Source organism: Thermoanaerobacterium butyriciformans, assembly GCF_017874545.1.
GTDB classification, from domain to species: Bacteria; Bacillota; Thermoanaerobacteria; order Thermoanaerobacterales; family Thermoanaerobacteraceae; genus Thermoanaerobacterium; species Thermoanaerobacterium butyriciformans.
In genome coordinates, this window is record NZ_JAGGLT010000002.1 from 22,986 (window position 1) to 46,875 (window position 23,890).

Here is a 23,890-nt window from a genome sequence, read left to right on the forward strand (position 1 = left end):
TGAATTCCTCCTTAAATTAATTCTTTTATTTCTCCATTTTTTGTCAGTATCTTTATGCTGACACTTAATTCTTCTGTTTTTTTGACTGTCTGTTCGCCTGTTTCTTCATCCTCCTCCAGGCTTTTTCTTTCAGTTTTATTAACAATGCCTTTTACAACATGTCCGTCCATTTCACCATTAAGGCTGCCAGTTGCTAACAGAAGTCCTATGTGTGCCATGTGCAGTGGCAATGGCGGACGTTTTTCTTCCTGTTCCTGTAGTGTTTCAAATTGTTTTTTGACATTAAATAATAAATTCGATTCTGAAAGTTTTTTCTGTAAATAATTTTCATCAATATAACCATTATTGAAGTACTTTGGCGGAATCGTTACAGGAACTTTATAGACAGGTTCGGATAAAAGCGGTATTTCTTCTAAATTTGTATTTGCTTTTTCAGCCTTTAACAGTTTTTCAACATCACTTGCGATAACTTTTTTGTTTCTTTTTTTGATGCCGAAAATAACAACCTGTTTATATGCCTTATATTCTTCGTCAGTAAAGCGGTATACTTTTATGTCAGCAAAAGCATAGCTTAAGAGTCTTGCTGTGTCATGTATGATATGCTGTGGAATTATATAAACTAATATACCGCCTGTAGTCAGGTACTTTATTGTCTTTTTAAGAAAAATCAATTCTTTTCTTTCACCATTTTCGTCAGTATCATATGGCGGATTTAGAAAAAGTATGGAAAAGGCATTGTTTTGCGTTATCATTTCTTCATATCCACCATATAAAGTACGTGTGAGTTTTTCACAGGCTTTGCTATATCTTTGATAGTCCAGTTCCACGCCATAAGTGCGTCCGTTATTGTCTATTAAATTACTTATTGCGTCACCTTCACCACAGCATGGATCAAGGACGTTATATTGCGTTGGAAAATCTAAAAAAGACTTAATGCGATCTACTATACTATTGGGCGTAGGATAATAGCCCATCTTATATTTTCCTTCAATTCTCATTTAACTTCCTCCTTTAACATTTTTTGTAGAAACTTTGGCAGCTTTTTTATTTGTCCTTTTTGCCACAATGTATATATTTCCGCACACTTGCACTGAAACTGTCCGTCATTAAGTATCCCTAAAGCTGCTTCTGTTTCTATTTCTTCTTGTTTATGATTCAGAAATATAAGTTGTCTGTTTTTGACACCAATTTTATGAATTCCTCCGTTGCAATACAGGAAATAGTACATCTCACGTCCTCCTTTATTTAAAAAAATATAAAGGTGCAGCTAAAATTAATTAGTTGCACCTTTTGATTGTTACTTTATGTTGTATTTTTGCGCAAAGTAGTTAACAACGTCAGGTACGTACTTTTTATAGTACGGTTGATTGTCTTTGCACCACTTTTTAAGTTCTTCTTTTGTTCTGATTGGTCTCATAAAGCTTCTACCTGACTGTATAATGTCTAACTGTGGTTCTAATTCATTGATAAAATCTCTAACAGTCCAGCCTTCATAAATTTCCTTATCAAAATTTATTTTTGCCATTATAATTCCTCCTTTTCACTTTTTTGTAAAAATGTGCTTTGCAACCTTTTGAAAAGTTTTGACGCACTTTTAGGATCACTGTAACTAATTCCGTATCCTTCACCAAAGTTGCAGTGATCCCAGTCTAAAAAATTATCCCAGTCCAAGTAGATTATGCCTTTAAGTCTACTCTTTCTACCAGTTGTCAATGAACGGAACTCTTTTTCAGACAAATAATGTCTGACTATTTTTTTAAACCAACGTGGATGGTCTAATCTAAACAATTCCTCGCCTGTACCTAAGTCTATAATAGATGTACCATCCGCCAAATTGTTAAAATATATTAACAGGTTGTCTTCTGTGACAATGGCATAATCATATACGCCATCATACACATCGCAACCATATATTACGCCTTTTTGCATTTTATCTAAATTTCCTATGCTGACTGCCATTACAATTCCTCCTTTGGAAATCTCCAACATCCTTTTTCTTCAGTCCAGTCACATTCCTTATAACCATCCAAATGGTCATAGCAGGTTGAACAAGGATTTAGAATGTGACCGCAATTAGGACAAGGTGTAGGCTCGTTTGCAGAGATTTCTGATTCTGTTCCACACCACGGACAATACTCGTACGTTTTTTCTTCCATCATTCTTCCTCCTTCACGCCTAATATATAGTCAACAGCCTTCTGTGCCTTGCCTGATGCGTGCACGATTAACGTCATGTCATCTTTTAAAACCTTAATCCAGCTTTGCAGATACGCAGCAGAATTTTCAATAGTCCTATTAAGAATACCAGCATGTTCACATAACATGGCAGCACCAAGCTCTGCAACAAGTTCCTCTTTAGAATAGCTGTCACTGCCGAACATATGCTCATCAGGACTATTGCCGAACCTTTTAAGTCTTGTTTCATGTCCTGTTGAATGTACCATTTCGTGAAAAAGCGTTGAATAATACTCATTAATATCTCTGAAAAAGCCCTTTTCAGGCACATTTATAATGTCTTTAACTGGATAATAGCAGGCTTTATCAGGATTTTCATGGACTATTTCAGGGCATGTTTTATAGCCTGATATAACCTGTTCGGCTTCTTTTATAGGATCATGTTCGATCTTTTCAAGCTTTGACGGTATGCCTTCTACGTCTTTTAAATTAAAGACGTGATAGTACTTTAATACAGGTATAGAAATTTCTTTTTCTTCTTCCTCTCCAGTTTCAACGTCTTTTATTTTTTCTGTTTTTTTGTATGACGTATAAAAGACAACCATCTCTGCCTTTGCGCCTTTTTTGATTTTGCCTTTTAACTGCTGTATTTGATTGAATGTCAAGTATTCTCCGCCGTCCAAAAGCAACTTGTTAACGCCACTGTACGGTTTTCTTGTTACATAATTTAAGGCTGGAATACTGTTCCAGCCTTTTCTCCACGGTATAATGCCTTGTTCCATTTTTTTTATTATACGGTCAGTAACATATTGGTAGACCTTATTCATGATTCAATTCCTCCTTTTGTTCTAACCATTTTTAGGTATTCTTTTATATAAAGATGGATTTTTGTCCACCCACGGTCCATCTACTGTAGTAAGAGGAACAGCAATTACTACTGGATAACGTACAAGTTTAGGTATAGCAACAACTATAACTGGTCTTTTTCTTCTTGTTCATGTCCTCTAGGAGAATGTTTAGGCAATAAAATAAGGAGGATATCACCTGGTTTTAAATCAGTTCTCATCAGGTCTTCCTCCTTCTACAACAATTCCAACACCTTCAATATATTTAACGGGTCTGCCTTTAGGTGGTCCTTCGGGACCCCAATCAAATTCAGGAAAGTTTACCAAATTTGCATTTAGCCATGCTTTATCCTCCTTAAGTATTTCTCTTTTGTTTTTATTCTTTAGACGTTTCATAAATTTTATCACCACCATTTTTTCCTTAAATTATAGTTGACTTTTAAACTAAAGCAAAGAGAAAAATCCTCTCTTTGCTTTAAAAATGATAATCTATTGCTGAACCAAAGTAGTATTTTTGTCCTTCTTTCATTTCTCGTACAAATTCGTCAAAAGTAGCCCAACATTTATTGGTATATACATAAATCCCATATTTTTCTTCTATTAGATTTTTTATTTCGTATAAAAATAGTGTATTTGAATTGCCAATGAAATCTTTGAGAGTAAGATTCGCAATACGCTTTTTAAGTTTTTCTAATCTCGGTTTAAAAAATTTTTCTTTAAAACCTTTCTTAAAGACAATTGACTGCTCTGTTGGATCATGAACTATGCCGTAAGGCGTTAATGAAATAACAAGTTCACTAATCGCTGCATCTCTGTCAATATCGCCATCAACATAATCAGCAATAATGCCTACAAAGTCGTCATATAATTCTTCTTCAGTCAAAAAATCGTCTTTATCAATGATTTCATCATTCAACTGAAAAATTAAACCATGCATAATTATTTCTCCTTTCATTTTTCATTGATTTTTAAAAATTACTGCGTTATAATGGACGTAGCAGGACATTGCCTGCTTGACATTTCGCCTTTTATTTTAAATATAAGAGCTTCATTCCAAGCAATAACGCTAGTATAGTCCAGTATACTAGCGTTATTACGTTGGCATTGTACCCAAACAGCTCAAAGATCATGTCAATGAGCGTTGCAGTACAATATTCATGAAGCTCTTTTAACGTATGTGGCACCTGTTCAGGCGTCACAGTACGCTTCTTCAACTTTTAAAAACCTCCTATGTTACAATCACTTTCATAGGCATCATCCTCCTTTTATTTTTTTTGATAAAAAATGGCACGCTTTTTTACGTGCCTTTCCACCTTTATATTTTTTTATACAAGCAGGTTATCCTGCCTATTATTATGTCCATTATAACGCAGAAAAAGGTATGCGCATACCTTGAAAAATTTGGTAATACATGCACATACCTTTCTTTCTAGACAATATCCACCTTTTATCACTGTGTACCAAATCATCAGGTCGGCAGTGGTACACACTTATGCAATCCTCCAAAATATACATATCCGCTTTTTACGGCAGAGGGATATGATGCCGTCAAGTACACTGACAACCACTCTTTCGTATCCTTCCTTCCGCAGTGAGAGTGGAACGGAATCTTTAATGAAAGGATCGTACTTTTTATGTCAGGTTAACCTTGAATTCTAACTTATTATATGCTCAAAAAATTTTAAATGTCAAGGAAAAATTAGCAAAAAAATAAGCAGGCAATTAAAGCCTACAACAGCTACCGAAAAGAATCAAAAAAATTCTCTAGAATAAGTTATATTCCATAACTAGACTTATTGGACTTATATGTTATTATATAATATTTTTGTGTTCTGTTAATATAAAAAAACAGCCAGTATAGAAATTATACTGGCTGTTTGTTCTGCTTTCTAGTTTTTTCTAAACATATTTCTTTAATAGTTTTGTTATCATCTGTTTTTTCTGTAATGTCAATACAGTTTATATCGATATTATTAATATTTGTTTCGTAAAATATTTGATATGTTTTATCTTCTTTAATAACATTACTGCAAATCAATGTATACTTGTCAGGATATTTAGGGAAAAGTTGGTGCATCTTATTAATTAAGTCTTGCTTTGTTATCATATTGTTTTTTTGTAAAAATTCTTTTACTTCAGGATCAAGTATTAGTTTCATAAACAACACTCTCTTTCTTTTTTATATTATCGAAAGAGTGCATAAAACACAAAAAGAGTATGCACTTTTTCGACCAAATGCATACTCTCTATTAACTTAATTATATTTTAGCATTATTAACAAATTTGTCAAGATAATTCTATGATTATGTCGCTAACATTTTTTGCAATAAAATCTTTACCTTTGTCGACAATTGTTATTATTTTTATTAGATCACTTTTTTTGATTATTCCTACTACTGTGATGTTTGAAAATGTATCTTTAATAACAAATTTATCTCCAACTTTTAAATTGCCTAATTCATCTTCAGCACTTTTTATGTCATTTGGTATCAGTTCCATTACAATATCTCTATCATCAACTCTATCAAAAGCATGTCCTGAAAAAACTATCCAAACATCACAACCCCACAATTCTATTAACATTATTTTTCTCCTTTCCTTCACAATATTAAAGGCACGTATTAAGCCTTGTTAAAGACTTTTACGTGCCTTTTTCACCTTTATATATTTTTTTATGATGCTTTTTGAGCCTGATTGTAGGCTTCGATAATTTTTTCTATGATCTCATCAAACTCAATTAAGCCCGTAAAAAACATGTTACGATCATGTTCATGAAATGCTCGATCCACTTTTGCCATTGCCTTATCATGTAAATTTGAAAGTTTTTTATTATTGCCAGAAGTCCATGCAATAGCACAGACATTCTGACCTGTGTATTTTTTTGAAAGTCTTTGTAAGTACGTTGATAGGTACTTAAAGGCTTTATCATCGTTCCATTCAGGCATAAAAAGCAGCAACTCCTGCTTTTCTAACTGCCTGATTCTGTTTTTGTATTGTAATATTTTTTGATAAGGCATAGAATAGGCATAAGCAAGTTTGTTTTGGACTTGTTCTAACTGTGTCATGAATTTTCCTCCTTTACTAATTTATGAAACAAAATCAACAGAAACAAATTTGTCTTTTCCCTTAAAATGCTGTAATTCTTCGAGTGATAATATTCCATCAGGATCGGACAAATCTGTGTCATGATCTAAAACAAGGACTTTTACATCCTTAAAATTGGCATAAATATTTGTCACGAGACCTCTCTCAACTTCAATAATTATTTTTTTCATAAAAATCCTCCTTTTTTTAGACGGCTTTTTTGTTTGTTCTGATGATATGTTTAAATTCCTCTACTGTCAGCATATCTTTTAAAATTTGATACGCTGCTATTTCTAAATAGCTGCGTATCTTACTCTTTTTATATCTTTCTTTAAGCTCGTCTAATGTCGTAACAGAGTCGCAGTCATGGCAGTAAATGGCACGCACACGTCCTTTACCGCCAACATAAGCAAAATCCTTGCAAGCGTGAAGTGAACCGCAAGCAGGACAAACTGCATCGTACTTGATTTTCGGTTTTGTAATCATAAAAAATTCCTCCTTAAAATTTTTTAAAAAGTAAAGTGCAGGAGTTAGGTTTCCTGCATTTCTTCCTTTATAATTTCAATAAGGTTGTCTTCAAGGTCTCTGTAAAAACCTTCCTTGTTAGGCTTTTCTCGTAATTGAAAAGCTTGATAAACAGCTTTTAAACTACTGCAATTTATTTTAGTTATAAACATATGGTGTATTATTTTTATTTGTTTATCTTTTTTGACTTCAATCAAATCATTGGTGAAAATGTCACGATAAAAGCCTTCTTTAGTAGGCTTCTCTAAAAATTGGAAGTCTTGTGCAATTTCTTCTATTTTTGAATATTGTTTTGGAAGAGTTTCAGAAAGATAAGTTCTGACTATATACATAAAAAAATTCCTCCTTAAAATTTATTTTTTTTAAAAGCAACGTGCAGGAATTAGACTTCCTGCACGTTTTCTAAAACTTTATATGACACTAGTTTTTCAAAATGGTTGTCAGCTGGTTCAAGTTCGTATTCAATCAAAGTTTTGCCTGTTAGCTGCTTAACAGTGTCATCTTGTGATGTTATGCTGTGTTTTTCGCCTTTGTCATCAATACAGGTTAAGAAATGGAATATCTCACCTGTATCATTTTTTTTCAAAGTTTTAATAGCCGTAACTTCTAATTGCCCATACTTTGCATTTGCTGTTGTCTCACCAAACGGATCATCAATGTTATCTACAGGCTCAAAGTCTGGCAGATCTTCCATATCTTCAAATTCATTATCTACATCAGGCGGAAACAAATCTTCAGGTACATCATCACTGTAAGGTAATTCAGGTTCTGCAATACCTTTTTCTGTTACAAATTTCTTTACAGGTTCTTTTTCAGGCTTTATATTAATCTTTTGCAAAGGCTTATATAAGTTTAAAACGTAAATAGTTTTAGGATAACCATTTACAGTAACCTGCATAGGACGTAACGTTAATTTCAAAGGAATATTGGCAATATGTCCGTTATTTTGAAATTTTATTAGTTTAATTGCTGTATTAACTTCTAAAATTGAGTTGTATGATGATGTGTCTACCTGAAATACTCCTCCAGGTATTTCGGCAATGTAGAATTGCAGGTTTCCGACCTCTTTACATTGTTTCTTTTGGTAGTATGGACAATTTTTATATAGACATGCAATCTCTTTTTTTTCTCCTGTCTTTGGATCTGTTTCAACAGCTTTTTCTCCGTCGCCTTTACATACTAATGTTCCTCCTGCGTAGCGTTTAAGCCACTGTGGGAAAAATTTTTCTGGATCGTCCAATGGAAACATAATATTCAGTTCTTTTGGACGATTTCCATAAATTTCATGGAACTTTTCAGCAATTTCTTTAGGTGTGTTTGCATCCTCATGAACAACAAAATAATCTGTTGCACTAGGATACAAATTTCCGCTTTTTTCTGATGTCTTTTTTTCTCCTAAATGTATTTTACCTAATCTTGCAATCTTGATCCTATCTGTTAACCCTTTGATCATTTTTACATCTCTCCTTTTAAAATTTTTTATAAAAAGAAAAACAGGCTTTTTTAAACCTGTTTCTCTTTGATTTGATTGATTGTGTGTTCTACCCATTCCGAAATATCATCACAAACTTTTGAAAAACTTTTTCTGAACGGGTATTTTTCTGATATTATAGTTTTTATGTCACTGTCTTCTGGTAACGAATCCCAGTCTGACAGCAACATATATGCTGCCTGTTCAAACCTTTCAAGTGAGTCTTTAAAGTTATTTTCTGCGATTGCGTTGTTCATCGCAGCAAGAATTTCGTCTACTTCTCTATCCACAGAAATTCCTCCTTTATAATTCAAATATTTCTTGACCATGCCATTCTTTTAAAAGCATGGCATTGTATTTTTTAATTTTCTTGTATCTTTCTATTGATTTTTTTATAGTTCTTAGATGTTCTTGAAAAACACTCTCGAACATGTAATCATTGATATAAAGACCCGCATTTTTGCCGTCTGAATCACGCAAGAGTATTTCGTTATTTTGTGGATTGAAGTAAAAATAAGGATAACCTTGAAGATAATTTATTGGCAATTCCTCTTTTGTTTTTATGCCTTCAATAGAAATTATTTTCCTGTAAGGCGTAAAATCTTTTACGCTTTTTTCTGTTACAATTTTTATCATTCAAAAACACTCCTTTTATTTAATCTCAAATTCAGCAGGCTTATTCTCAATGCCAATACCTTCGACAACCTCGCCTGTATCAGTCAAAATAATTTTGCCTTTATCAACCGTCAATTTTTTCTTAAATTCTGCCCAATTTATGTCCTTTTTGATTTTTATATAATTAGGCGCATTTTGTTCGATCCACGTTAGTAAAATTTCGTCATCACGCCTAAATTCAGGCTTTTCAAACTTCTTAACAAGCTTGCCTGAAGGCAGGCTGTAAGACAGTTGAGTCTTGCTTTTAGTAAGCAGTTTCGGATCGAGACTGTCAAAGTACTGTTGAAGGCGTGATGTGTAGAAGGCAATATTGTTGTCTATTGCTTTCTTTTCTTTTTCGTACCATTCGTCGAGCATTGCCTTTTTGTTCTCGACGAACATTTTTTTTCTTTCTAGTTCTGCCTGTAAAGTTTTGATTTTGTTTATTGTCCAGTCGGCATAGTTGTCGTCATGGATACCTTTATCGTCTGTAAACTGCTTTTCGGTATCCTTTAAAAATTCTTCTTCAAGTTTAACAAAATCTTCCATCATTTAACATCCTCCTTTTCTTTTTGGACATCTAAATGTCCTACGTAATAAATAACAAGGCAAGCAAGACTAATCACAAGCCATAAAGGCATTTTGATGAAAATCATGTCAATTTCTCCTTTCATGTTTTTAAAAATAAAAAAAAGACGAACCTAATTAAGTCCGCCTTAAAGTTCATCAATAATTTGTCTCTTGAAACTTTTATAATCAAGGAATTCAAACAGTAAAAGTAAAATTAATGCGCTATCATATTCGCTTTTTATGACTTTTTTGTTTATAATTTTAGGATTTTTAAAAGTCATATCTTCCGCAACTGTGAAAGCATTGTTCAGACGGTTTGTCATGCCTACAAAACTTAGTGTAAGTTTAACATAATCCATAAATTCTTCGTCAATTTTGCCTTCTAAAAAATCATTAAGAACTTTTTCATCAATATCCATTTCAATTTCTCCTTTCATGTTTTTTAAAACTAATTAAGTCCGCACTTTATTTGCATTGTGACCAGCCACAAAACGGGCAGTACATACAGCCTGATTCTGGAACAAGTTTTGCACCGCAGTCAGGACAGGTAGCAAGGCTATTTTGTGTCCGTGTTTGTTTTTGTTTTTGTGAGTTTGTTTGTATATTAGCCATGTTTTATCCTCCTTTTTTGGAAATTAGTAAAGGTACGTCTGTATCTGTTGACGTACCTTTTGATTTTCTTTGTGTCTGTTGTATGCTTTTTTGGAACCTGCAATCCGTGTGACTGGATTTAATTCGCCCCAGTCACCACGAATGGACTTATAAATTTCAAGCATACTTTTGTTAGACTTTACAGTTTCCTTTTTCATTTTTTTAACACTCTCCTTTGTTTAAAAAATAAAAAAGGCATATTCAAAAACCTGTTTCGCCTTTGAATATGCCTTATATAAAAAGGTATGCGCATACCTTGAAAATTCTGGAAGTATGTACGCATACCTTGTTGCCTTATTTATCCACCTTTTATCACTGTGTACCAAAATATCAAGTCACGCAGTGGTACACATTTATGCCTTCCTCCAAGAAATATACATATCCGCTTTTTACGGCAGAGGGATATGATGCCGTCCAAGTTCACTAGCAACCACTCTTTCGTATCCTTTCTTCCGCAATGAGAGTGGAACGGAATATATAACGAAAGGATCGTGCTTTTTATGCTAGGTTAACCTTGAAATTCTAACTTATTATATGTTCAAAAATTTTATTTTGTCAAGGAAAAAATAACAAAAAAAATAAGCAGGTGATTAAACCTGCTTAAGCCATTTAAGGTTTTTATTTGTCTTATTTATTTTTGCCTTGCAAGGTGTTATAGTGAATCCACGACCTTTTTTCCCTGCAAGGACTATATAATGGTCTGGTGTTTCTTCCAAAATATCTAATATAAAAATGCCGTCTACAAGTGCTAATCCTTTTTGATACACGTTCTTATACCAGCGTATAAAAGGAACTGACACTGTTATTTCCGTTGAGTTACCAGACCATTTGCCATTTCTACTCCAAACACGCCAACTCCTTTGTTCTATATTAGGAGTTTTGTCGTTAACAACAGTAACGATATTTTCAGAATCTACCCAGCGGTTATTGGCAAACCGATAGGTAGATTGTTTTAAAATCAAAAATTTTATTGTTTCGTTTATTTTTTTGTATATTTTTTTAGCTAAATGAATTTTTAAATTAATACTCTTATAGTTTTTTGTTTTTCTTTTTTCATGAATTTGAAGTCTTTTGCTAAGAAATTCTTTTAAAGGAATTTCTTCTTTTGCAAAATTTATTTTAGTTTCTTTTTTGGGATTTCTTAATTGGTATAGCACTTTTGCACATTTACTTATTTTGTCTGTGCCTAGCTGCATAAGTGCTATTTCTGCTTCGAGTTCTTCTTTTGTATGATTTAAAAAGATTAATTGTCCTTTGTCATTAACAAATATTGTATGCTTTTTGCGCATACAACTGATCTCAAACTTTTGCATTTTCTTGCTTCCTCCTTTTTATGTAGCGTTGAATCCTTTTTGCTTCTGCCTTGTCGTATTCGACTGATAGTTCTGTTGGTAGTGGACCGCCATTACGCCAGTTTTGCAATATCATATAGCATTTACAAGGCGTTCCGCCAAGCTTTTCTAGTGCACCTTCTGCCTTAAGTTCAGCTTTTGTATGATTATAAAAAATTAATTGTCCTTTTTTATTAAGTCCTATTTCATGAACTTTACCTTGACAAATGACCATTGCTTTCATCACAGTTCCTCCTTGTATTTATGAAAATTAATCATATAATCAGGATATTTATTGCGTATATATTCGCAAAAATATTCCATATCTTGTTCATCATTAACGCCATATTCAGAAAGTACTTCAGATATTTGTGTAAAATTTGAAAAGTACATTTGAGTATCTAATGATTTTAATTTATCAACAAGAAAATTCCAAGGAAGATCCGAATTGCAATAAAATTTAAAAATATAACGTTCTGGAAAATATTTACCTGTTATATCAGTATTAATATATATTTCATGTCCTGGTTCTTCCGCCTTTACAACGAAGTTTAAATTATACATGTCAGCGATTTTGTTATATGCATCTATCATAGGTTTCCATGCGTCTAAAGTCGACATAAGTAAAGTATTTTTTGACGTTATATGAATGTTTTCAATAAAACTTCTGCAAAATGGTCTATATTTTTTGGAAACGCATTTGTATAAAAACAATCTTCCTAACTAGTGTTGATCGCCTTCGTTGATTTTCTTATCAGCTTTCTGCCAGTCGTCATAAAGTTTTTTGGTATTTTTACCTATAAAAACAACTTCAGTATCGCACCAATATGTAGTCATAATTTAATTCCTCCTTTAAAAATTTAAAAGGACAGTTAGTCTGCCCTTATCAAAACTTTTTTTGCCCATGAAGGTACTTGCCATGTTTCATTTTCTAAATCCAACAAGCCTGCAATGACTTTCATTTTTTGTGGAGGTGTATCTGGCCATGGAGTATAACCGTCTGTCAGGACTATACATACGTTTGGTCTCGGCTTAAGACTCATAGCAGCTTTAATGCCAACTCCCATGTCTGTTCCTCCACCGCCTTCAAGTTCTGCTTGTTTAATATCAGTGATCTTTTTACTGACATGCACTTCCGCATCACAGGCAATATAATGAACACCATTTTTAAGTCCTACTGACTTCAATATTCCATCAATTTCTGCCAATGCCTGTGAAAGCATGTTGTCAGATACACTTCCAGATGTATCTACGACAACTGCCACACTTATAGAAGGCTGTCTTAAAGACGGCATTATAATGTCCTTATAAGAACGTCTTGAAGGTTTACTGTATGAATAATCAATGCAGCCTGCTACGTTTGAAATAGTGTTTTTTATAACAGTGGCAAGTTCTTTTTTCCAATTCACTTTAGGTTTTAATTTTTTATCTGCCCATCTTTTTAAATGAGCAGGCACATCGCCACGTTGCATACTTGCCTGTTGTATGGCAACTGCAACGTTTCTGCGTATAAGTTCTGCTTCGCTTTCTGTGATGCCTGGCTGTTCACTTTTTCCTTCAGGTAGTTCCCAATCTTCAAGTTGACCTGTTGCGCATGAACCGCACCGTCCTGAACCTGGAAGCGGAGAATTTTCATTGTTACCTAATCCACCTGGAAGAGGAAGCTTGAAAGTATGGTCTTGTTGTTGCATTTGCTGTTGACTTTGTTTGTCTTGTTCTTGTTGATCCTGCAAATCTTGTTGATCCTGTTCTTGATGGTCTTGTTCTTGCTGGTCTTTTTTTCGTAGTTCTTGTTTTATTTGCATAAGCAAAACAGCGTATTCTTCTGCAAGCAAGTTTTCAGGCAAACCAAAAAGTTCACGTGTTATAATGCCTTTCGGCATAGTTACTCCTTCATCTATTAAATCATTATTCACTTCAATATCTGCTGCAATATTTGCTATTTTCTTTGGAAAGTTTTTCATGCGCTGGTTGTGCTGCCTTAAAAGATGACATATTTCGTGATAAAGCGCACCAGAAAATTCATCTATTGTCAATTTATCGATATATTTTGGATTATAATAAAGTCTCCAGTACATATCAACCGCCATCGTGCCTTTTTTAAATTCCACTGGCTGCAATGCCCACAAGGCACTAGCAAGGTACGGTCTCTCCTTTGCAAGTTTCAATCGAGCTGCCTGTAACTGCATTGGAAGTGTCATAGCAATTCCTCCTTTACAATTTGCCACTCGTTGTTATTTTTCTTAAATTCAATACCATAGGTTTTGTTTTTAGCAGTAAAATCTGTTGCCAAAACCAGACAAATGTTTTCTCTTATTTCTGTATGTGCTTCAACGGAAGTAATTAATTTATTTTTGATTACTCCACCTTTAAAGTTTTTATAAATTTTCCACCAGTCATGATGAAGTAAAACGGAAAATACATTGTTAAGATATGCAAATGCTATTTCTATATCAAAAACAGGTCGTAGAAGATAATCATAGTGTGTATATATGTTAGTATGCATAATTTGCGCTTTTTGTCTTCTTAAAGTTCTTTTAGCAAGCTTTATTGAAAGATTCATTTGACGTTCCATGTATAATTTTTGAAATTCTTTAATGTGTCCATATTTTTTAATATTTTGCAAGTTTATTATTCTTATTCGTTGATTTACAATATTGTTTACTATTCTTGCAGTATGTTTGCTTTTCATTTCTTCTATTTCATCTTTTAGCTCTTTTCTTTTAACTTGTTTTTTTCTCCATTTATATAAAAACTTCAGGCATCCGCAAGGTTCTGCGCCAAGTTCGAATAAAGCCTGTTCAGCTTTAATTTCAGCTTTTGTATGATTAAAAAATATTAATTGTCCTTTTTGATTTAAACCTATTTCGTGCAGATGCCCTGAACATCTAACACGAATTTTTTTGATAACCTTGTTGGACATTTTAATCCTCCTTAAAAAAACTATAAGGCAGGATGTAGACCTGCCTGTTAATTATTACTTAATGTTTTTAGTGCTTTTATGGATTCTATTGTTTCAAGTAGCCCTGAAGGTGTAGATGGAGGTATAAATTCATGTTCGTTAAGCGTAGGTGTATATGCATATATATAATCAGGTTCAGAAGAATTATAATTTTTAAGTATTTCATTTAATAGTGGCGGTATATCACCTAACCACAAATTTAAATCTTCATTTAATTTTCCGTACATGCTAATGTGAATATGTGCTGTATTATATACGTATTTCCACACAGGATTTGACAATACAGTCAAATAATAATCTTCTGCGCCTGAAGTACTGACATACCTTGACACTAGCCAAGGATTTTTTCTTGACAAATGCAGTTTTTCTGCTTCTTTCTCCCATCCTTCTTTTAAACCTGCATTTAAAATTGATAACAAAAATTCGACTGGCAAAGCATTGCCTCTTAATGAAGCAATTGTAACTTTATTTGTTGCTTCATCACGCTTAAGCCCTAAAATACCACCTTGTTCTTTATTTTTGTTTTCCCAATGAATATGTTTAATCATTATCATTTTGAAATTCCTCCTTTTTTTTTATTTTTAAAAAAAGTAAGGCAGAACTTATGTCTGCCTTATAGCAATCCAGATTCTTTTAATAGTGGTATAAATTCCTGTATTTGTTTGGTTGGCAGCGGTAAATTCGACTTACGTGCTTGTGCTAATGTTCTTACACTTGCAGCAGCTACGTCCTTTCCGCCTTGCTTTGCTGCGTTTGCAAAGATGTCCCAAGCAGCCATCCAACGTTCTTTTGTCAGGTTTTCTACGGCTGCTGTTGCAACTGATGAAAGCACTGCATAAGCTTTGTCGCCACGTGTTGGAAGCTTAAAATTATTAGGATTTTTTAGCAAATCTTCAGGATCAGGCAGGTCAAGGTCTTTCAGCCATGACAAAAACTCTATGCCTGTTCCTTCACCAACACAGCCAATGACAAGCGTATTTTTAACGTCATCATCAGCATTAACCGAGTCACACGCTGTCATTAAGTACGCTGCCATTTCCCACGAACGTGGACTTGCCCATGCACGTACTTCTTCTTTTGGAACTTGCAAAAGTAGATGTGGGCGCAAATGTATGAAGCTTGAAATAAGGCTTTTATTCTGTCTTAATGTTTTTTGCCAATCTTTTGGAAACTTTTTGACTTTGTTTGTTTCAAAGCCGTTTGTAAAGCCTTCTATCCAAGCTTCTGCGTTTATGTTCCAGTCAATGTGGCAAAACCTGTTAGCAAGTGGTGGTGTTAAATCCCAACCGCCTGCTGCTTCTTCTGGTGGATTCGCTGCTGCCACAATTGAAACATCGTCAGGCAATTTTAAATCTCCAACAGTCTTGTCAAGGACAACTCTTAAAAGTGCAGCCTGAACTGCTGGAGGTGCCGTTGAAATTTCATCCAAAAACAATAGTCCTTTTCCTGCTTCTGCTAATTTTTTCGCCCATGCAGGAGGTGCCATTTTTACGCTGCCATCAACGACAATAGGCAATCCTGAAAAATCAGCAGGCTCTCTGATTGACGCTATAACGACTTCCGTTAATAAACCTAATTGTTCACCTAAAGCTGTTATAGCACTAGTTTTGCCTGTTCCTGGTGAACCCCATAATAGTACTGGAACACCTGCCTGTACTGCGATTGACAATGCTTCTACTTGATTTTTCATAAAAAAAATCCTCCTTTAAATTTTTTTAAAAAATAAAAAAGGCTTTTGTTAGCCTTGTTTTTTAACGGTTTTTGAAATTTTTCTTAAAAGATTATTTAAAAGTTTCGTATGTTTGAAATTTTTTATGTTTATATAGTAAAAAATGAATTTGAGCTATAAAATTATAAAATAATTGTTTTATTCTGTGATTAACAATTGCAAAAGCATATCCAGATTCTGAACTATTAATAAATTTTTTACCGCAACTGCATATAATATACGTCCTTATCATAATACTCCTCCTTTTAAAATATTGTCCACCACACGTCGTAGATTTTTTTATATGACGTATTATTGATTTTATCTGCCTTATTTATATTATTGTACCATCTGCGAGCTTTTCTTCTGGCATAAAATCTGTATTTGCCAGAATTAATGTAGTTCCTTTTCCATGGCTTCATACTTTTTATCCACCATGGAGCTTTTACTTGCAAGTGTTTGTATTTACTTGCAAGTTTTTGTTTTCTTTGTTTTGATTTTTTTACTTTTTTGTTTAAATGATTAGTAAGTTTTTCTTGATTGATTTCTTCGATTTCATTAAACATTCTTTATTCTCCTTTAATTTTTAAATGAGGCACATCGGCTGTGCCTTACAAAACTCTAACCTTCACAAACTGGAAAGAAAAACCGTCAGGCAGCTTTGTACTGCCTTCAGGCAGCCTTCCGCCGACAAGCTGCGCAACCACAAGAACGTCATCTGGTGTAAGATGAACATTTATGCGGTTACATGGAACGTCAAGACCAAGTATATCCGAAAGGACTGCTGCTGTGTCTTGATGTCCAACTGCGCTGACAAAACCTTCTTTTAAAATTTGACGAACCTCATCTAACGTCAAAGGCTCAACCTCGACGTTAGATGTTCTCTGCAAATCTAACATTTGCAGAGAAAAAGCATTTGACAAAATTACTGACATAAAAACTCCTCCTTTTAATTTTTTTGCAGTGGGGATGAAACAATAAAAAAAAGACTTTTACAAAGTTTTTCACACCTTGCAAAAGCCTTTCCGCCAACAGTGCATCACGCTGTTGACATGCCCATACAGTGTCACACTGACACCGTTAAGTACTCATCAGGTAGACAGTTTAACGTATAGGACGATACGTCTGCCATTCTGACCGTTAGGCTGTTCGCTAACGGAATGATGCAAATCCGCCTTCCTCACGTGGGAGCCTTTCCCTTTTTCGGTTAGCCTTGTCCCGAAAAAGTCCTCTGGATGCTCCTTCTCATTACTGGCACTGTCCAGAGCTTTGTCAGGAGTGCTTTCTCGGTAGCAGGATCGTCCTAACCCGATTTCCCTGCCTTTCTACCCAGTTGGTATTGGTGCCACGTTTCTCAGTTGCCATGACGATTAGACCGAAACGTTGGGCTTGCAAGAAACCAACAAACTTGCACTGGTGAAGTGCCATTTCACCTTTATATTAAGTGCAAATGCAGCGGTCTCCTTTACTGACCTAACCTGCATTGATATGAACATTTCAGTTCATATCTTTTCCCTGAACAGGAATTGCACGTACAGGATTTGCACCTGTGTTTCTGCAATGCACTTAAAGCTCCGTTTTATCGGTGCGATTGAGCCACCGCTAATGTCTGATCAGCAACCGTTCTTAGGCTTTCTTTTATGTCTATTACTGTAAATGAACGGTACAGTAATAGACAACCTTGCTGGAAAAGATACCTACTTTTTTATGCTGATCTCAACATTAGATTTTCTAATTTAGTATATGCACAAAATTGTTAAAAATCAATAGTTTTTTAAAACAAAGACAACTGATAATTATTCTCAATACGTTTTGTGAAAAAAAGCAGGCTCCACGCCTGCGATTAAGCTTTTCTAATAATTCTCTTCAGTATTCCGCTTACATACTGTTTATTTTTGTTAATGTACGTTATGCGTACTGTCACTTTGTCACCACGTTTAGGCACATCTTTCCAATACGTGTTGGGGCATAAAACGTCTATACCTTGTTCAAGATTTACAAAATAGCCATATCTTTTTACGCCTTTTACTGTACCTAAATATTCACCTCCTTTTACGTATTTTGTGCCTACTGTTAAGAATGGATTAGGCTTTGTCTCTTTTATTGAGACTTTTATTATGCCTTGTTCAATGTCTAATTCTGTTATTTTTGCCTGAACCTTATCACCCACTTGCAAGAGATCGTTAATGTTGTCTATATAACCATAGTCTATATCTTCTTTTGGTATTCTTGTTTCAATGCCATAAGCTTCAGCTATTACACTGTTTTTTCCAACAGCGTCAATTCTTATTTGTATAATGTCGCCTACATTGTGTTTTGGTAATTCGAGTTTCCTTCTTAATGCCATTGCGAATTTTCTTGAGCCTACTGCTATTTCTCTGTCAGTGTCAATGCCACGTACAACAAAGTCTATCTCTGCACCTATCATTGAACGTACTATTGTGACATCTTCTCTCGGCAGTCCCATCTCTTCAAATGGAATCAATACCTTTGCACCATTGTAGAAAACTACCGCACATTCTTTTGCTTCATCACCTCCTATTTTTACTTTTTCAATTGCGCTTAACTCTCCTGTCAAGATTTTGTTTGTCTGTCTTGATGCATAAATGTCTTGCCATCTTTCGTCTATCATGTTCATCTCTCCTTTACAAAATTTTTTTGGACATAAAAAAAAGACAGGCGTTAAACCTGTCTTATCCACAGAAAAAGGTATGCGCATACCTTAGTTGTTAATAGTTTCACTCATTTCGCGGTCCAATATTGTTTCTATAGTTTCATTTAAGTTTGAAAGGACTATTTTAAAGTTCTCTAAAGTTTCAGGATTACACTTCTTTATATCTTCAGGATAAATCTCCATAAGTTTTAAATGAACTTCATCAAGAAGCTTTATAGCATCTTTTATTTTTCTGTCATCTTTGATTTCAATCTTGCTGTTTTTGAGTTTTTCATATTCACGCCTTAAACTTAAAAGTTCATTGTAAGTTTCTTTAAATCTTTCTTCAGACTCGATTTGTGCCTTTTTAAGTCTTTCCAGTTCCTGCTTTATGCTGTCAGGCACTACTTCAACTTTTTCAACAGTTCTATTTTCAAGTTCTTTTAAACGCTTTTTATTAAGCTCTATTGCTGCTTCATATTGCTTAATTAAATTTTCTTTCTGGCTTATTTCATTTTCCTTGTTTTTTAATTCCAGTTCTTTTGCTTTATATGCTTTTTCAAGTTCGTTTATTTTTGATAGAAGTGACTGTTGGTCTCTTTCAGCTTCTTCTTTTATTTCTCTTATTTGTTCTGCTGTCATTTTGTTTATATCGTCTCCGAGAGCATGATAGAGTTTGCTTTGTACTTCCTCATCGAGCAATGCAAGCTGCATCGCTTCTGTTGTTGTTAGCTTTTTTTCTTCTACAAGCTGTTGGAGTTCTGGTATTAGATCGTTAAGCTTATATAAGCGTTGTAGTTGTCTTACTGAAATTCCCAAAATATCAGCTAAATATTTTTGGTATTTTTTAGGTAATGATTGCGACATTATGTCGCTTTGACCTCCTAAATTTTGTAAATCACCTCTATATCCACCTTTCCTAATTCCATATATTTCATATAGCTTTAATAGACATCTTGCTGATTTCATAGGATTAGTATTGCCTATACCACGCTGTCTTAAATTTGTCTCAATCAGTTCTTTTAAAATCCAATCATTTGCACTAATACCGTCTTTATCTACGTACTCATGCACTTCGCATGGCACTTTTGGTAAACCTAATTCTTTTGCTGCACGTAGTCTCTGGTGTCCTGCTACAACCACATAGCAGTTTTTTAATTCTTCTTCAGTCAGTTCTGTTATTTCTACGTTTTTGTCTGTTTCATTTTCTTTAAGAGGTTCAGGTACATAATTTTTAGTAACAATAAGTGGTTCTATTATTCCACTTGTTTCTACGCTTTCTAAAAAGTCCAGCCATGCCTGTCCTTCTATGTCATCAAAATAGATTTTATTTAATGGGTGCGGTTTAAGTAAATTAACGTCCAACATTTCTGTTATTCTATTAAGTTTATCTTCCATATCAAAAACTCCTTTCTTAAGATTTTTTCAGGCATAAAAAAAGCAGGCTTAATGCCTGCTTAAAAATACTTATAAATAAAGTCCACAAATTCTTTTTCGTCTATTTCTTTTCCGTTTAGCCAAACTTTGCCGTCTTGCCAACAAGTATTCTGGAATTTTAACGTACAAAAGCCTAAATATGTGAAACTTTTTGGTATGCCTTTCTGAATAACTTTGTCTAGAAAAGCAAATAGTTTGTTTTGGAATGGACGCAAATTGCTGTTATGTTGTTTAACCTCCAAAAGCATTAGTGTCCGTTTCTTGCCGTTGAAAAAAATAAAGTCTATGTCAGACACCCAAAAACCTGTTTTGCTGTCAGGTAGATTTTCACGAATCCAGCTACTAAAAGTGAGATCTCTCTTATGTGTTATTTCAGGGCGTGTCATATGTTTACACCTACACGTCCTACTGCTATTTTATACGTTTCTTCGTCTATCTCTGCGCCAACAAATTTCCTTTTTAACTGCTTGCAGGCTTCTGCTGTTGTTCCACTGCCAGTGAACGGATCACATACAGTGTCACTCACGTCTGTAAAAAGTTCTATAAATTTCTTTACACCTGACATACTTTGCTGCCAGTCATGTCCGTCTTTTTCTCTTTGTTCTGACACAATATAATCCTGAATTGTTCTTGTGAACTTTGTTTTGCCTTTCTGAAATATCAAAACAGGCTTCCATCTGCACATAACATTTATGCCATTAACTATCTGTGTCTGACCTTCATGATACAGGCAAAACGTCCATACATAATCTATACTTTTAGAAAGCATTGATAAAACCTCAAGCAGGTGATATTGTCCTGTATACGCCACAAGATAACCGCCTTCTTTAAGTTTTTCTTTGGCGAATTTGCCTAAATCTTCCCAAAGATAAAGATATTCTGCTGGATATGGCGGATCTGTTATTATCGCATCTACCTCTTTAATGTCTTTTAGGACTTCTCGAAAATCACCATGCCTTATATCAATCACTGGAGGAAGTGTTACAATTTCTGCTTTTTTAATTTCTTCTTCTTTGCGTATTTCTTTAACCGCTTCTTTAACTTTTTGACTTCCTTGTTCTATTTTTTTAACAACTTCAGGTAGTTTTTCAGGCTCCTTTCTTGTTATTTGAGGTAAGGCTGTAATAGCATCTTTTATTTCTCCTTGCAATATTTTTTGCGCTGCAACAGGAGAAATTTCTTTGACTTTTTCGACTGCTTCTGCAAAATCGCCACAGTTTTTTATGGTTCTTGGCGAATATTTTGTTGTATCAGAAAGTTTTTCAGCCGTTTCTTTTTTGGTATTTTCTGTATTTGGCAAAGTGCAAAAGTTGCACTTTGCCACTTCCGAAATTTTTCCAGCATATTGATTTCCTCTGTTTCCTCCATGTTTTTTCTTTTGTTGGTTATAAATCTTGCCTATTAAGTATTTTCGCTGTTCATCTGTCAAATTGCGTCTGCCCAATTGGTTTTTGTTTATCCAGTCAATTGCTTCGTCTATGTCGGCAAATTCCTTTGTTATGGTCGTAAAACTTAAATTATGTTTACGTGCAATTTCGTACCTGTTGTGTCCGTCTACTAATATTTGTTTGCCATTATTATTCCAAACAATAAGCGGTTCTCTTATGCCTTCTTTTAAAATACTTTCTTCCAATAGTTCCATTTCTTCCTTTTGCAGAGGAAATAATTGATTTTTGATTTCATCCAAAATCGTTAATTCCATAAATCAAAACTCCTTTCTGAATTTTTTTTGCACATAAAAAAAGCAGGCTTAACGCCCGCTTATGCACAGTTTAAGGTATGCGCATACCTACCACACGCTTTTCTTTTTTCTTTTAGGTTTTTGTTTAGGTTCTGTCTCATGGTTCGTTTCAGGCTCTATATTTGTTTCTTTTACGATCTCGTCAGGTTCTTTTACCTCTTTTGCAATAGGTTCATTACTAATATAGAAGGTCAGTTGTTCAGGATCTGTTTCCTTTTCACGTTTTATATCAGGTTCTGTTTTAGATTTTTTATCAGGCTTTTCTTTGCTCTTTAAAAGCCTTTCTTTAACTCTAATGTCCCATACAGGACTGTAATCTCCGCCTTCCTGCTGTACCCATTCAGGATTGTATTCACTTATCGGAATAGGCTTTATCTGTTTTGATAACGGGTGTTTTGTATAGTCCATTTTCTCAACCTTAAACGGTTTTTGACCACGCAGTATTAAAAGTGCACTCATAGGTTCAAGTCTCAAGATTTCATCAGGATTTAATAAGGCACGTTTTTGTGTGCTTATTGACACGTCTCCAAAGTCAAACATGCCTTCAAAGCCTGCTTTTTTCCTTATTGACTGTGACTGTACTGTTGCCTGTCCTAACAAGGCAGACACAAATTCTGCCGTTGCCGTATCTGTACAGCCTAAAAACAGTCTCGTGTCACAGTTGCCTATTATTTCCTGCCATGCATCATTAGGATATCTGTTTTTTAATTGTGCTATGTTTTGGAATATTACGCTTGAATGTATGCCTCTTGAACGCATTGTACTAATCTTTTTTGTAAAGTCTGGTATTGCGCCTATATTAGGAAATTCATCAAGCAGGAAATAAACGTTAGGATCACAATGTCCTCCGTTCATGTCAGCGTACCTTATAAGTTTTATGAACAAAAACGAGAAGAAAAGTCCTGCTAAAAAGTCGAATGTTGAGTCCATATCACTGGATACACAGAAATATGCACATTTATCTTTTCCGGGTAATTCAAGGTCTATGTCACTTTCTTCAGTAAGCCTTTGTACAAGCCTGTTCTGAAACACCTGAAGCCTTGTTCCAAGTCCTATTACAACGCCTGTACGGACTGTGTCATTAGCCTGTGCATAGATGTTATATGGCATTTTTGCTGGATGTCCGTTAGGAAGTCCTTTAAAGATCATGTCTATTTGCTTTGGATCTGAACTTGCCAGAAGTGAATAGACGCTTGCCAGGTTTCTTTCACGTCCTGAATATTCCGTTGCTACGTACAATACAAGTGCCTTTAAAAGGTTCTGCTCTGCCCTGTCCCAGAATGGATCGCCTGATTTTGAACCTGCTATCTTTGTGTTTGATATAACTACCTCTGCAAATGTCTGTGCGTCTATATCGTCCTGTATCACGTCTACTGGATTCCACCTGTCAGAGTGTATCATGCTTACAAGATTGAATATTTTTACGTTATATCCCATGTCTCTTAAGAATTGTGCCATATCGTTGAACAGTTCGCCTTTTGGATCAGTTACTATTATGCTTTGTCCTTCTTTTGCAAGCTGCAATATATTAGTCCTTACGTATGACCTTGATTTCATACTGCCAGGTGCACCGAATACTGCTACGTTTCTATTGAAGTACGTCTTTTTTGGAAGTGTTACTGTTCTGCCATTTATCTTGCCTAATATCAAGCCTTCATTTGTGCCTATGCCTAGAACTTTTTTTGCTTCTCCTTCTGTCATCCAGTTTGCCGTACCGTGCGTACCATTGTCTTTGAGGTATTTTACACCTTCATCGTTTATTGCACTGTTTTTCGCTGCGACTATCAGAAACACTATCGCTAAAGTCAATAACATCAACGCAACAAGATACCCCTTAAACATAGTTGGATCTTGCAGCGATTTAAAGTCCAAAAGCGGATTTAGATACATTTGCTTTATAGGCGAAAAATCTGCTTTTGAGTTGACATTTTGGTTTAAACTTATTGCTAGTTGATAAAATTTAACTAATGGCATTAAAAGCCACACGCTCACTAATAAGTACATTACAGTACCTATTAAGCCTAATGTTACTTTGTTTTTTAAATCCATTAATAACATCTCCTTTTTGAAAAAATTTTTATACA

Annotated in this window: 35 protein-coding genes; all 35 read right to left on the reverse strand. The window is 34.5% G+C overall.

The genetic code is table 11. The annotated features are described in order from the left end of the window. Positions 1–11: 11 nt before the first annotated feature. Complete coding sequence (locus J2Z80_RS01180; protein ID WP_209452723.1) at positions 12–998, reverse strand: DUF6094 domain-containing protein; 987 nt, start codon at positions 996–998, stop codon at positions 12–14. After that, positions 995–1,228, reverse strand: coding sequence for a hypothetical protein (locus J2Z80_RS01185; RefSeq protein WP_209452724.1), 234 nt, complete (start codon positions 1,226–1,228; stop codon positions 995–997). Before J2Z80_RS01185 ends, J2Z80_RS01180 begins: the two co-directional genes overlap by 4 nt. A gap of 69 nt (positions 1,229–1,297) precedes the next feature. Then, entirely contained in the window at positions 1,298–1,525 is a 228-nt protein-coding gene (locus J2Z80_RS01190) for a hypothetical protein (protein WP_209452725.1), read from the reverse strand. After that, positions 1,525–1,959, reverse strand: coding sequence for a hypothetical protein (locus J2Z80_RS01195; RefSeq protein ID WP_209452726.1), 435 nt, complete (start codon positions 1,957–1,959; stop codon positions 1,525–1,527). Before J2Z80_RS01195 ends, J2Z80_RS01190 begins: the two co-directional genes overlap by 1 nt. Next, positions 1,959–2,156 carry a hypothetical protein gene (locus J2Z80_RS01200; RefSeq protein WP_209452727.1) on the reverse strand — a complete coding sequence of 66 codons (198 nt, stop codon included), beginning with the start codon at positions 2,154–2,156 and terminating at the stop codon, positions 1,959–1,961. Before J2Z80_RS01200 ends, J2Z80_RS01195 begins: the two co-directional genes overlap by 1 nt. Further along, positions 2,156–3,001 (reverse strand): ArdC family protein, encoded by an 846-nt coding sequence (locus tag J2Z80_RS01205; RefSeq protein WP_209452728.1) that lies wholly within the window; start codon positions 2,999–3,001, stop codon positions 2,156–2,158. The genes J2Z80_RS01200 and J2Z80_RS01205 overlap by 1 nt, the downstream gene beginning before the upstream one ends. A gap of 228 nt (positions 3,002–3,229) precedes the next feature. Beyond that, positions 3,230–3,415, reverse strand: coding sequence for a hypothetical protein (locus tag J2Z80_RS01210; protein WP_209452729.1), 186 nt, complete (start codon positions 3,413–3,415; stop codon positions 3,230–3,232). Between the two features lie 79 nt (positions 3,416–3,494). After that, positions 3,495–3,956, reverse strand: coding sequence for a hypothetical protein (locus tag J2Z80_RS01215; RefSeq protein ID WP_209452730.1), 462 nt, complete (start codon positions 3,954–3,956; stop codon positions 3,495–3,497). 91 nt (positions 3,957–4,047) lie between these two features. Continuing rightward, entirely contained in the window at positions 4,048–4,233 is a 186-nt protein-coding gene (locus tag J2Z80_RS01220) for a hypothetical protein (RefSeq protein ID WP_209452731.1), read from the reverse strand. A gap of 650 nt (positions 4,234–4,883) precedes the next feature. Then, a complete protein-coding gene (locus tag J2Z80_RS01225; RefSeq protein ID WP_209452732.1) occupies positions 4,884–5,177 on the reverse strand; it encodes a hypothetical protein in 294 nt (97 codons plus the stop codon). A 128-nt stretch (positions 5,178–5,305) separates the two neighbouring features. Beyond that, positions 5,306–5,602, reverse strand: coding sequence for a hypothetical protein (locus J2Z80_RS01230; protein ID WP_209452733.1), 297 nt, complete (start codon positions 5,600–5,602; stop codon positions 5,306–5,308). An 89-nt stretch (positions 5,603–5,691) separates the two neighbouring features. Continuing rightward, positions 5,692–6,084 carry a hypothetical protein gene (locus J2Z80_RS01235; protein WP_209452734.1) on the reverse strand — a complete coding sequence of 131 codons (393 nt, stop codon included), beginning with the start codon at positions 6,082–6,084 and terminating at the stop codon, positions 5,692–5,694. Between the two features lie 21 nt (positions 6,085–6,105). Continuing rightward, the gene (locus J2Z80_RS01240; protein ID WP_209452735.1) at positions 6,106–6,294 is read right to left on the reverse strand and encodes a hypothetical protein; all 189 of its coding nucleotides are present in this window, start codon (positions 6,292–6,294) and stop codon (positions 6,106–6,108) included. Between the two features lie 16 nt (positions 6,295–6,310). Further along, positions 6,311–6,589 (reverse strand): hypothetical protein, encoded by a 279-nt coding sequence (locus tag J2Z80_RS01245; protein WP_209452736.1) that lies wholly within the window; start codon positions 6,587–6,589, stop codon positions 6,311–6,313. Between the two features lie 44 nt (positions 6,590–6,633). Further along, a complete protein-coding gene (locus J2Z80_RS01250) occupies positions 6,634–6,960 on the reverse strand; it encodes a hypothetical protein (RefSeq protein WP_209452737.1) in 327 nt (108 codons plus the stop codon). Between the two features lie 50 nt (positions 6,961–7,010). Further along, complete coding sequence (locus J2Z80_RS01255) at positions 7,011–8,081, reverse strand: recombination directionality factor (RefSeq protein ID WP_209452738.1); 1,071 nt, start codon at positions 8,079–8,081, stop codon at positions 7,011–7,013. A gap of 50 nt (positions 8,082–8,131) precedes the next feature. After that, complete coding sequence (locus J2Z80_RS01260; protein WP_209452739.1) at positions 8,132–8,389, reverse strand: hypothetical protein; 258 nt, start codon at positions 8,387–8,389, stop codon at positions 8,132–8,134. A gap of 13 nt (positions 8,390–8,402) precedes the next feature. Then, positions 8,403–8,735 carry a hypothetical protein gene (locus tag J2Z80_RS01265; protein WP_209452740.1) on the reverse strand — a complete coding sequence of 111 codons (333 nt, stop codon included), beginning with the start codon at positions 8,733–8,735 and terminating at the stop codon, positions 8,403–8,405. Between the two features lie 15 nt (positions 8,736–8,750). Continuing rightward, positions 8,751–9,305 carry a host-nuclease inhibitor Gam family protein gene (locus tag J2Z80_RS01270; protein WP_209452741.1) on the reverse strand — a complete coding sequence of 185 codons (555 nt, stop codon included), beginning with the start codon at positions 9,303–9,305 and terminating at the stop codon, positions 8,751–8,753. 164 nt (positions 9,306–9,469) lie between these two features. Beyond that, entirely contained in the window at positions 9,470–9,742 is a 273-nt protein-coding gene (locus J2Z80_RS01275) for a hypothetical protein (RefSeq protein WP_209452742.1), read from the reverse strand. A 46-nt stretch (positions 9,743–9,788) separates the two neighbouring features. Continuing rightward, positions 9,789–9,935, reverse strand: coding sequence for a hypothetical protein (locus J2Z80_RS01280; protein ID WP_209452873.1), 147 nt, complete (start codon positions 9,933–9,935; stop codon positions 9,789–9,791). A 629-nt stretch (positions 9,936–10,564) separates the two neighbouring features. Further along, a complete protein-coding gene (locus J2Z80_RS01285; protein WP_209452743.1) occupies positions 10,565–11,287 on the reverse strand; it encodes a hypothetical protein in 723 nt (240 codons plus the stop codon). Beyond that, entirely contained in the window at positions 11,274–11,549 is a 276-nt protein-coding gene (locus tag J2Z80_RS01290) for a hypothetical protein (RefSeq protein ID WP_209452744.1), read from the reverse strand. The genes J2Z80_RS01285 and J2Z80_RS01290 overlap by 14 nt, the downstream gene beginning before the upstream one ends. Next, entirely contained in the window at positions 11,549–11,926 is a 378-nt protein-coding gene (locus J2Z80_RS01295; RefSeq protein WP_209452745.1) for a hypothetical protein, read from the reverse strand. Before J2Z80_RS01295 ends, J2Z80_RS01290 begins: the two co-directional genes overlap by 1 nt. 251 nt (positions 11,927–12,177) lie before the next feature. Next, positions 12,178–13,506: a vWA domain-containing protein gene (locus tag J2Z80_RS01300; RefSeq protein WP_209452746.1), complete on the reverse strand. Its 1,329-nt coding sequence runs from the start codon at positions 13,504–13,506 to the stop codon at positions 12,178–12,180. Continuing rightward, entirely contained in the window at positions 13,503–14,228 is a 726-nt protein-coding gene (locus J2Z80_RS01305; protein WP_209452747.1) for a hypothetical protein, read from the reverse strand. Before J2Z80_RS01305 ends, J2Z80_RS01300 begins: the two co-directional genes overlap by 4 nt. A 47-nt stretch (positions 14,229–14,275) precedes the next feature. Continuing rightward, positions 14,276–14,821 (reverse strand): hypothetical protein, encoded by a 546-nt coding sequence (locus tag J2Z80_RS01310; RefSeq protein WP_209452748.1) that lies wholly within the window; start codon positions 14,819–14,821, stop codon positions 14,276–14,278. Between the two features lie 59 nt (positions 14,822–14,880). Further along, the gene (locus J2Z80_RS01315; RefSeq protein WP_209452749.1) at positions 14,881–15,957 is read right to left on the reverse strand and encodes a sigma 54-interacting transcriptional regulator; all 1,077 of its coding nucleotides are present in this window, start codon (positions 15,955–15,957) and stop codon (positions 14,881–14,883) included. A 284-nt stretch (positions 15,958–16,241) separates the two neighbouring features. Then, the gene (locus J2Z80_RS01320; RefSeq protein WP_209452750.1) at positions 16,242–16,541 is read right to left on the reverse strand and encodes a hypothetical protein; all 300 of its coding nucleotides are present in this window, start codon (positions 16,539–16,541) and stop codon (positions 16,242–16,244) included. A 45-nt stretch (positions 16,542–16,586) separates the two neighbouring features. After that, on the reverse strand, positions 16,587–16,910 hold the full coding sequence (locus J2Z80_RS01325; protein ID WP_209452751.1) for an STIV orfB116 family protein: 324 nt from the start codon (positions 16,908–16,910) through the stop codon (positions 16,587–16,589). 908 nt (positions 16,911–17,818) lie between these two features. Next, entirely contained in the window at positions 17,819–18,607 is a 789-nt protein-coding gene (locus tag J2Z80_RS01330; RefSeq protein ID WP_245301082.1) for a 30S ribosomal protein S1, read from the reverse strand. Between the two features lie 90 nt (positions 18,608–18,697). Further along, positions 18,698–20,026, reverse strand: a complete 1,329-nt coding sequence (locus tag J2Z80_RS01335; protein WP_209452752.1) for a ParB/RepB/Spo0J family partition protein — start codon at positions 20,024–20,026, stop codon at positions 18,698–18,700. Positions 20,027–20,085: 59 nt separating this feature from the next. Continuing rightward, a complete protein-coding gene (locus J2Z80_RS01340; RefSeq protein WP_209452753.1) occupies positions 20,086–20,451 on the reverse strand; it encodes a hypothetical protein in 366 nt (121 codons plus the stop codon). Continuing rightward, a complete protein-coding gene (locus J2Z80_RS01345; RefSeq protein WP_209452754.1) occupies positions 20,448–21,767 on the reverse strand; it encodes a DNA methyltransferase in 1,320 nt (439 codons plus the stop codon). Before J2Z80_RS01345 ends, J2Z80_RS01340 begins: the two co-directional genes overlap by 4 nt. Before the next feature lie 87 nt (positions 21,768–21,854). Then, complete coding sequence (locus J2Z80_RS01350; RefSeq protein ID WP_209452755.1) at positions 21,855–23,855, reverse strand: VirD4-like conjugal transfer protein, CD1115 family; 2,001 nt, start codon at positions 23,853–23,855, stop codon at positions 21,855–21,857. Positions 23,856–23,890: the final 35 nt, after the last annotated feature.

What these genes read in the sequence shown, in the direction of transcription:
- J2Z80_RS01335 (WP_209452752.1), bottom strand. Translation starts at nt 20,026, where the DNA reads ATGGAAGATAAACTTAATAGAATAACAGAAATGTTGGACGTTAATTTA.
- J2Z80_RS01315 (WP_209452749.1), bottom strand. Translation starts at nt 15,957, where the DNA reads ATGAAAAATCAAGTAGAAGCATTGTCAATCGCAGTACAGGCAGGTGTT.
- J2Z80_RS01265 (WP_209452740.1), bottom strand. Translation starts at nt 8,735, where the DNA reads ATGATAAAAATTGTAACAGAAAAAAGCGTAAAAGATTTTACGCCTTAC.
- J2Z80_RS01230 (WP_209452733.1), bottom strand. Translation starts at nt 5,602, where the DNA reads ATGTTAATAGAATTGTGGGGTTGTGATGTTTGGATAGTTTTTTCAGGA.
- J2Z80_RS01275 (WP_209452742.1), bottom strand. Translation starts at nt 9,742, where the DNA reads ATGGATATTGATGAAAAAGTTCTTAATGATTTTTTAGAAGGCAAAATT.
- J2Z80_RS01295 (WP_209452745.1), bottom strand. Translation starts at nt 11,926, where the DNA reads ATGTCGACTTTAGACGCATGGAAACCTATGATAGATGCATATAACAAA.
- J2Z80_RS01350 (WP_209452755.1), bottom strand. Translation starts at nt 23,855, where the DNA reads ATGGATTTAAAAAACAAAGTAACATTAGGCTTAATAGGTACTGTAATG.
- J2Z80_RS01270 (WP_209452741.1), bottom strand. Translation starts at nt 9,305, where the DNA reads ATGATGGAAGATTTTGTTAAACTTGAAGAAGAATTTTTAAAGGATACC.
- J2Z80_RS01200 (WP_209452727.1), bottom strand. Translation starts at nt 2,156, where the DNA reads ATGGAAGAAAAAACGTACGAGTATTGTCCGTGGTGTGGAACAGAATCA.
- J2Z80_RS01285 (WP_209452743.1), bottom strand. Translation starts at nt 11,287, where the DNA reads ATGCAAAAGTTTGAGATCAGTTGTATGCGCAAAAAGCATACAATATTT.
- J2Z80_RS01205 (WP_209452728.1), bottom strand. Translation starts at nt 3,001, where the DNA reads ATGAATAAGGTCTACCAATATGTTACTGACCGTATAATAAAAAAAATG.
- J2Z80_RS01280 (WP_209452873.1), bottom strand. Translation starts at nt 9,935, where the DNA reads ATGGCTAATATACAAACAAACTCACAAAAACAAAAACAAACACGGACA.
- J2Z80_RS01345 (WP_209452754.1), bottom strand. Translation starts at nt 21,767, where the DNA reads ATGGAATTAACGATTTTGGATGAAATCAAAAATCAATTATTTCCTCTG.
- J2Z80_RS01180 (WP_209452723.1), bottom strand. Translation starts at nt 998, where the DNA reads ATGAGAATTGAAGGAAAATATAAGATGGGCTATTATCCTACGCCCAAT.
- J2Z80_RS01300 (WP_209452746.1), bottom strand. Translation starts at nt 13,506, where the DNA reads ATGACACTTCCAATGCAGTTACAGGCAGCTCGATTGAAACTTGCAAAG.
- J2Z80_RS01325 (WP_209452751.1), bottom strand. Translation starts at nt 16,910, where the DNA reads ATGTCAGTAATTTTGTCAAATGCTTTTTCTCTGCAAATGTTAGATTTG.
- J2Z80_RS01320 (WP_209452750.1), bottom strand. Translation starts at nt 16,541, where the DNA reads ATGTTTAATGAAATCGAAGAAATCAATCAAGAAAAACTTACTAATCAT.
- J2Z80_RS01245 (WP_209452736.1), bottom strand. Translation starts at nt 6,589, where the DNA reads ATGATTACAAAACCGAAAATCAAGTACGATGCAGTTTGTCCTGCTTGC.
- J2Z80_RS01185 (WP_209452724.1), bottom strand. Translation starts at nt 1,228, where the DNA reads ATGTACTATTTCCTGTATTGCAACGGAGGAATTCATAAAATTGGTGTC.
- J2Z80_RS01250 (WP_209452737.1), bottom strand. Translation starts at nt 6,960, where the DNA reads ATGTATATAGTCAGAACTTATCTTTCTGAAACTCTTCCAAAACAATAT.
- J2Z80_RS01210 (WP_209452729.1), bottom strand. Translation starts at nt 3,415, where the DNA reads ATGAAACGTCTAAAGAATAAAAACAAAAGAGAAATACTTAAGGAGGAT.
- J2Z80_RS01305 (WP_209452747.1), bottom strand. Translation starts at nt 14,228, where the DNA reads ATGTCCAACAAGGTTATCAAAAAAATTCGTGTTAGATGTTCAGGGCAT.
- J2Z80_RS01310 (WP_209452748.1), bottom strand. Translation starts at nt 14,821, where the DNA reads ATGATAATGATTAAACATATTCATTGGGAAAACAAAAATAAAGAACAA.
- J2Z80_RS01235 (WP_209452734.1), bottom strand. Translation starts at nt 6,084, where the DNA reads ATGACACAGTTAGAACAAGTCCAAAACAAACTTGCTTATGCCTATTCT.
- J2Z80_RS01330 (WP_245301082.1), bottom strand. Translation starts at nt 18,607, where the DNA reads ATGATAGACGAAAGATGGCAAGACATTTATGCATCAAGACAGACAAAC.
- J2Z80_RS01340 (WP_209452753.1), bottom strand. Translation starts at nt 20,451, where the DNA reads ATGACACGCCCTGAAATAACACATAAGAGAGATCTCACTTTTAGTAGC.
- J2Z80_RS01290 (WP_209452744.1), bottom strand. Translation starts at nt 11,549, where the DNA reads ATGAAAGCAATGGTCATTTGTCAAGGTAAAGTTCATGAAATAGGACTT.
- J2Z80_RS01190 (WP_209452725.1), bottom strand. Translation starts at nt 1,525, where the DNA reads ATGGCAAAAATAAATTTTGATAAGGAAATTTATGAAGGCTGGACTGTT.
- J2Z80_RS01225 (WP_209452732.1), bottom strand. Translation starts at nt 5,177, where the DNA reads ATGAAACTAATACTTGATCCTGAAGTAAAAGAATTTTTACAAAAAAAC.
- J2Z80_RS01195 (WP_209452726.1), bottom strand. Translation starts at nt 1,959, where the DNA reads ATGGCAGTCAGCATAGGAAATTTAGATAAAATGCAAAAAGGCGTAATA.
- J2Z80_RS01215 (WP_209452730.1), bottom strand. Translation starts at nt 3,956, where the DNA reads ATGCATGGTTTAATTTTTCAGTTGAATGATGAAATCATTGATAAAGAC.
- J2Z80_RS01255 (WP_209452738.1), bottom strand. Translation starts at nt 8,081, where the DNA reads ATGATCAAAGGGTTAACAGATAGGATCAAGATTGCAAGATTAGGTAAA.
- J2Z80_RS01240 (WP_209452735.1), bottom strand. Translation starts at nt 6,294, where the DNA reads ATGAAAAAAATAATTATTGAAGTTGAGAGAGGTCTCGTGACAAATATT.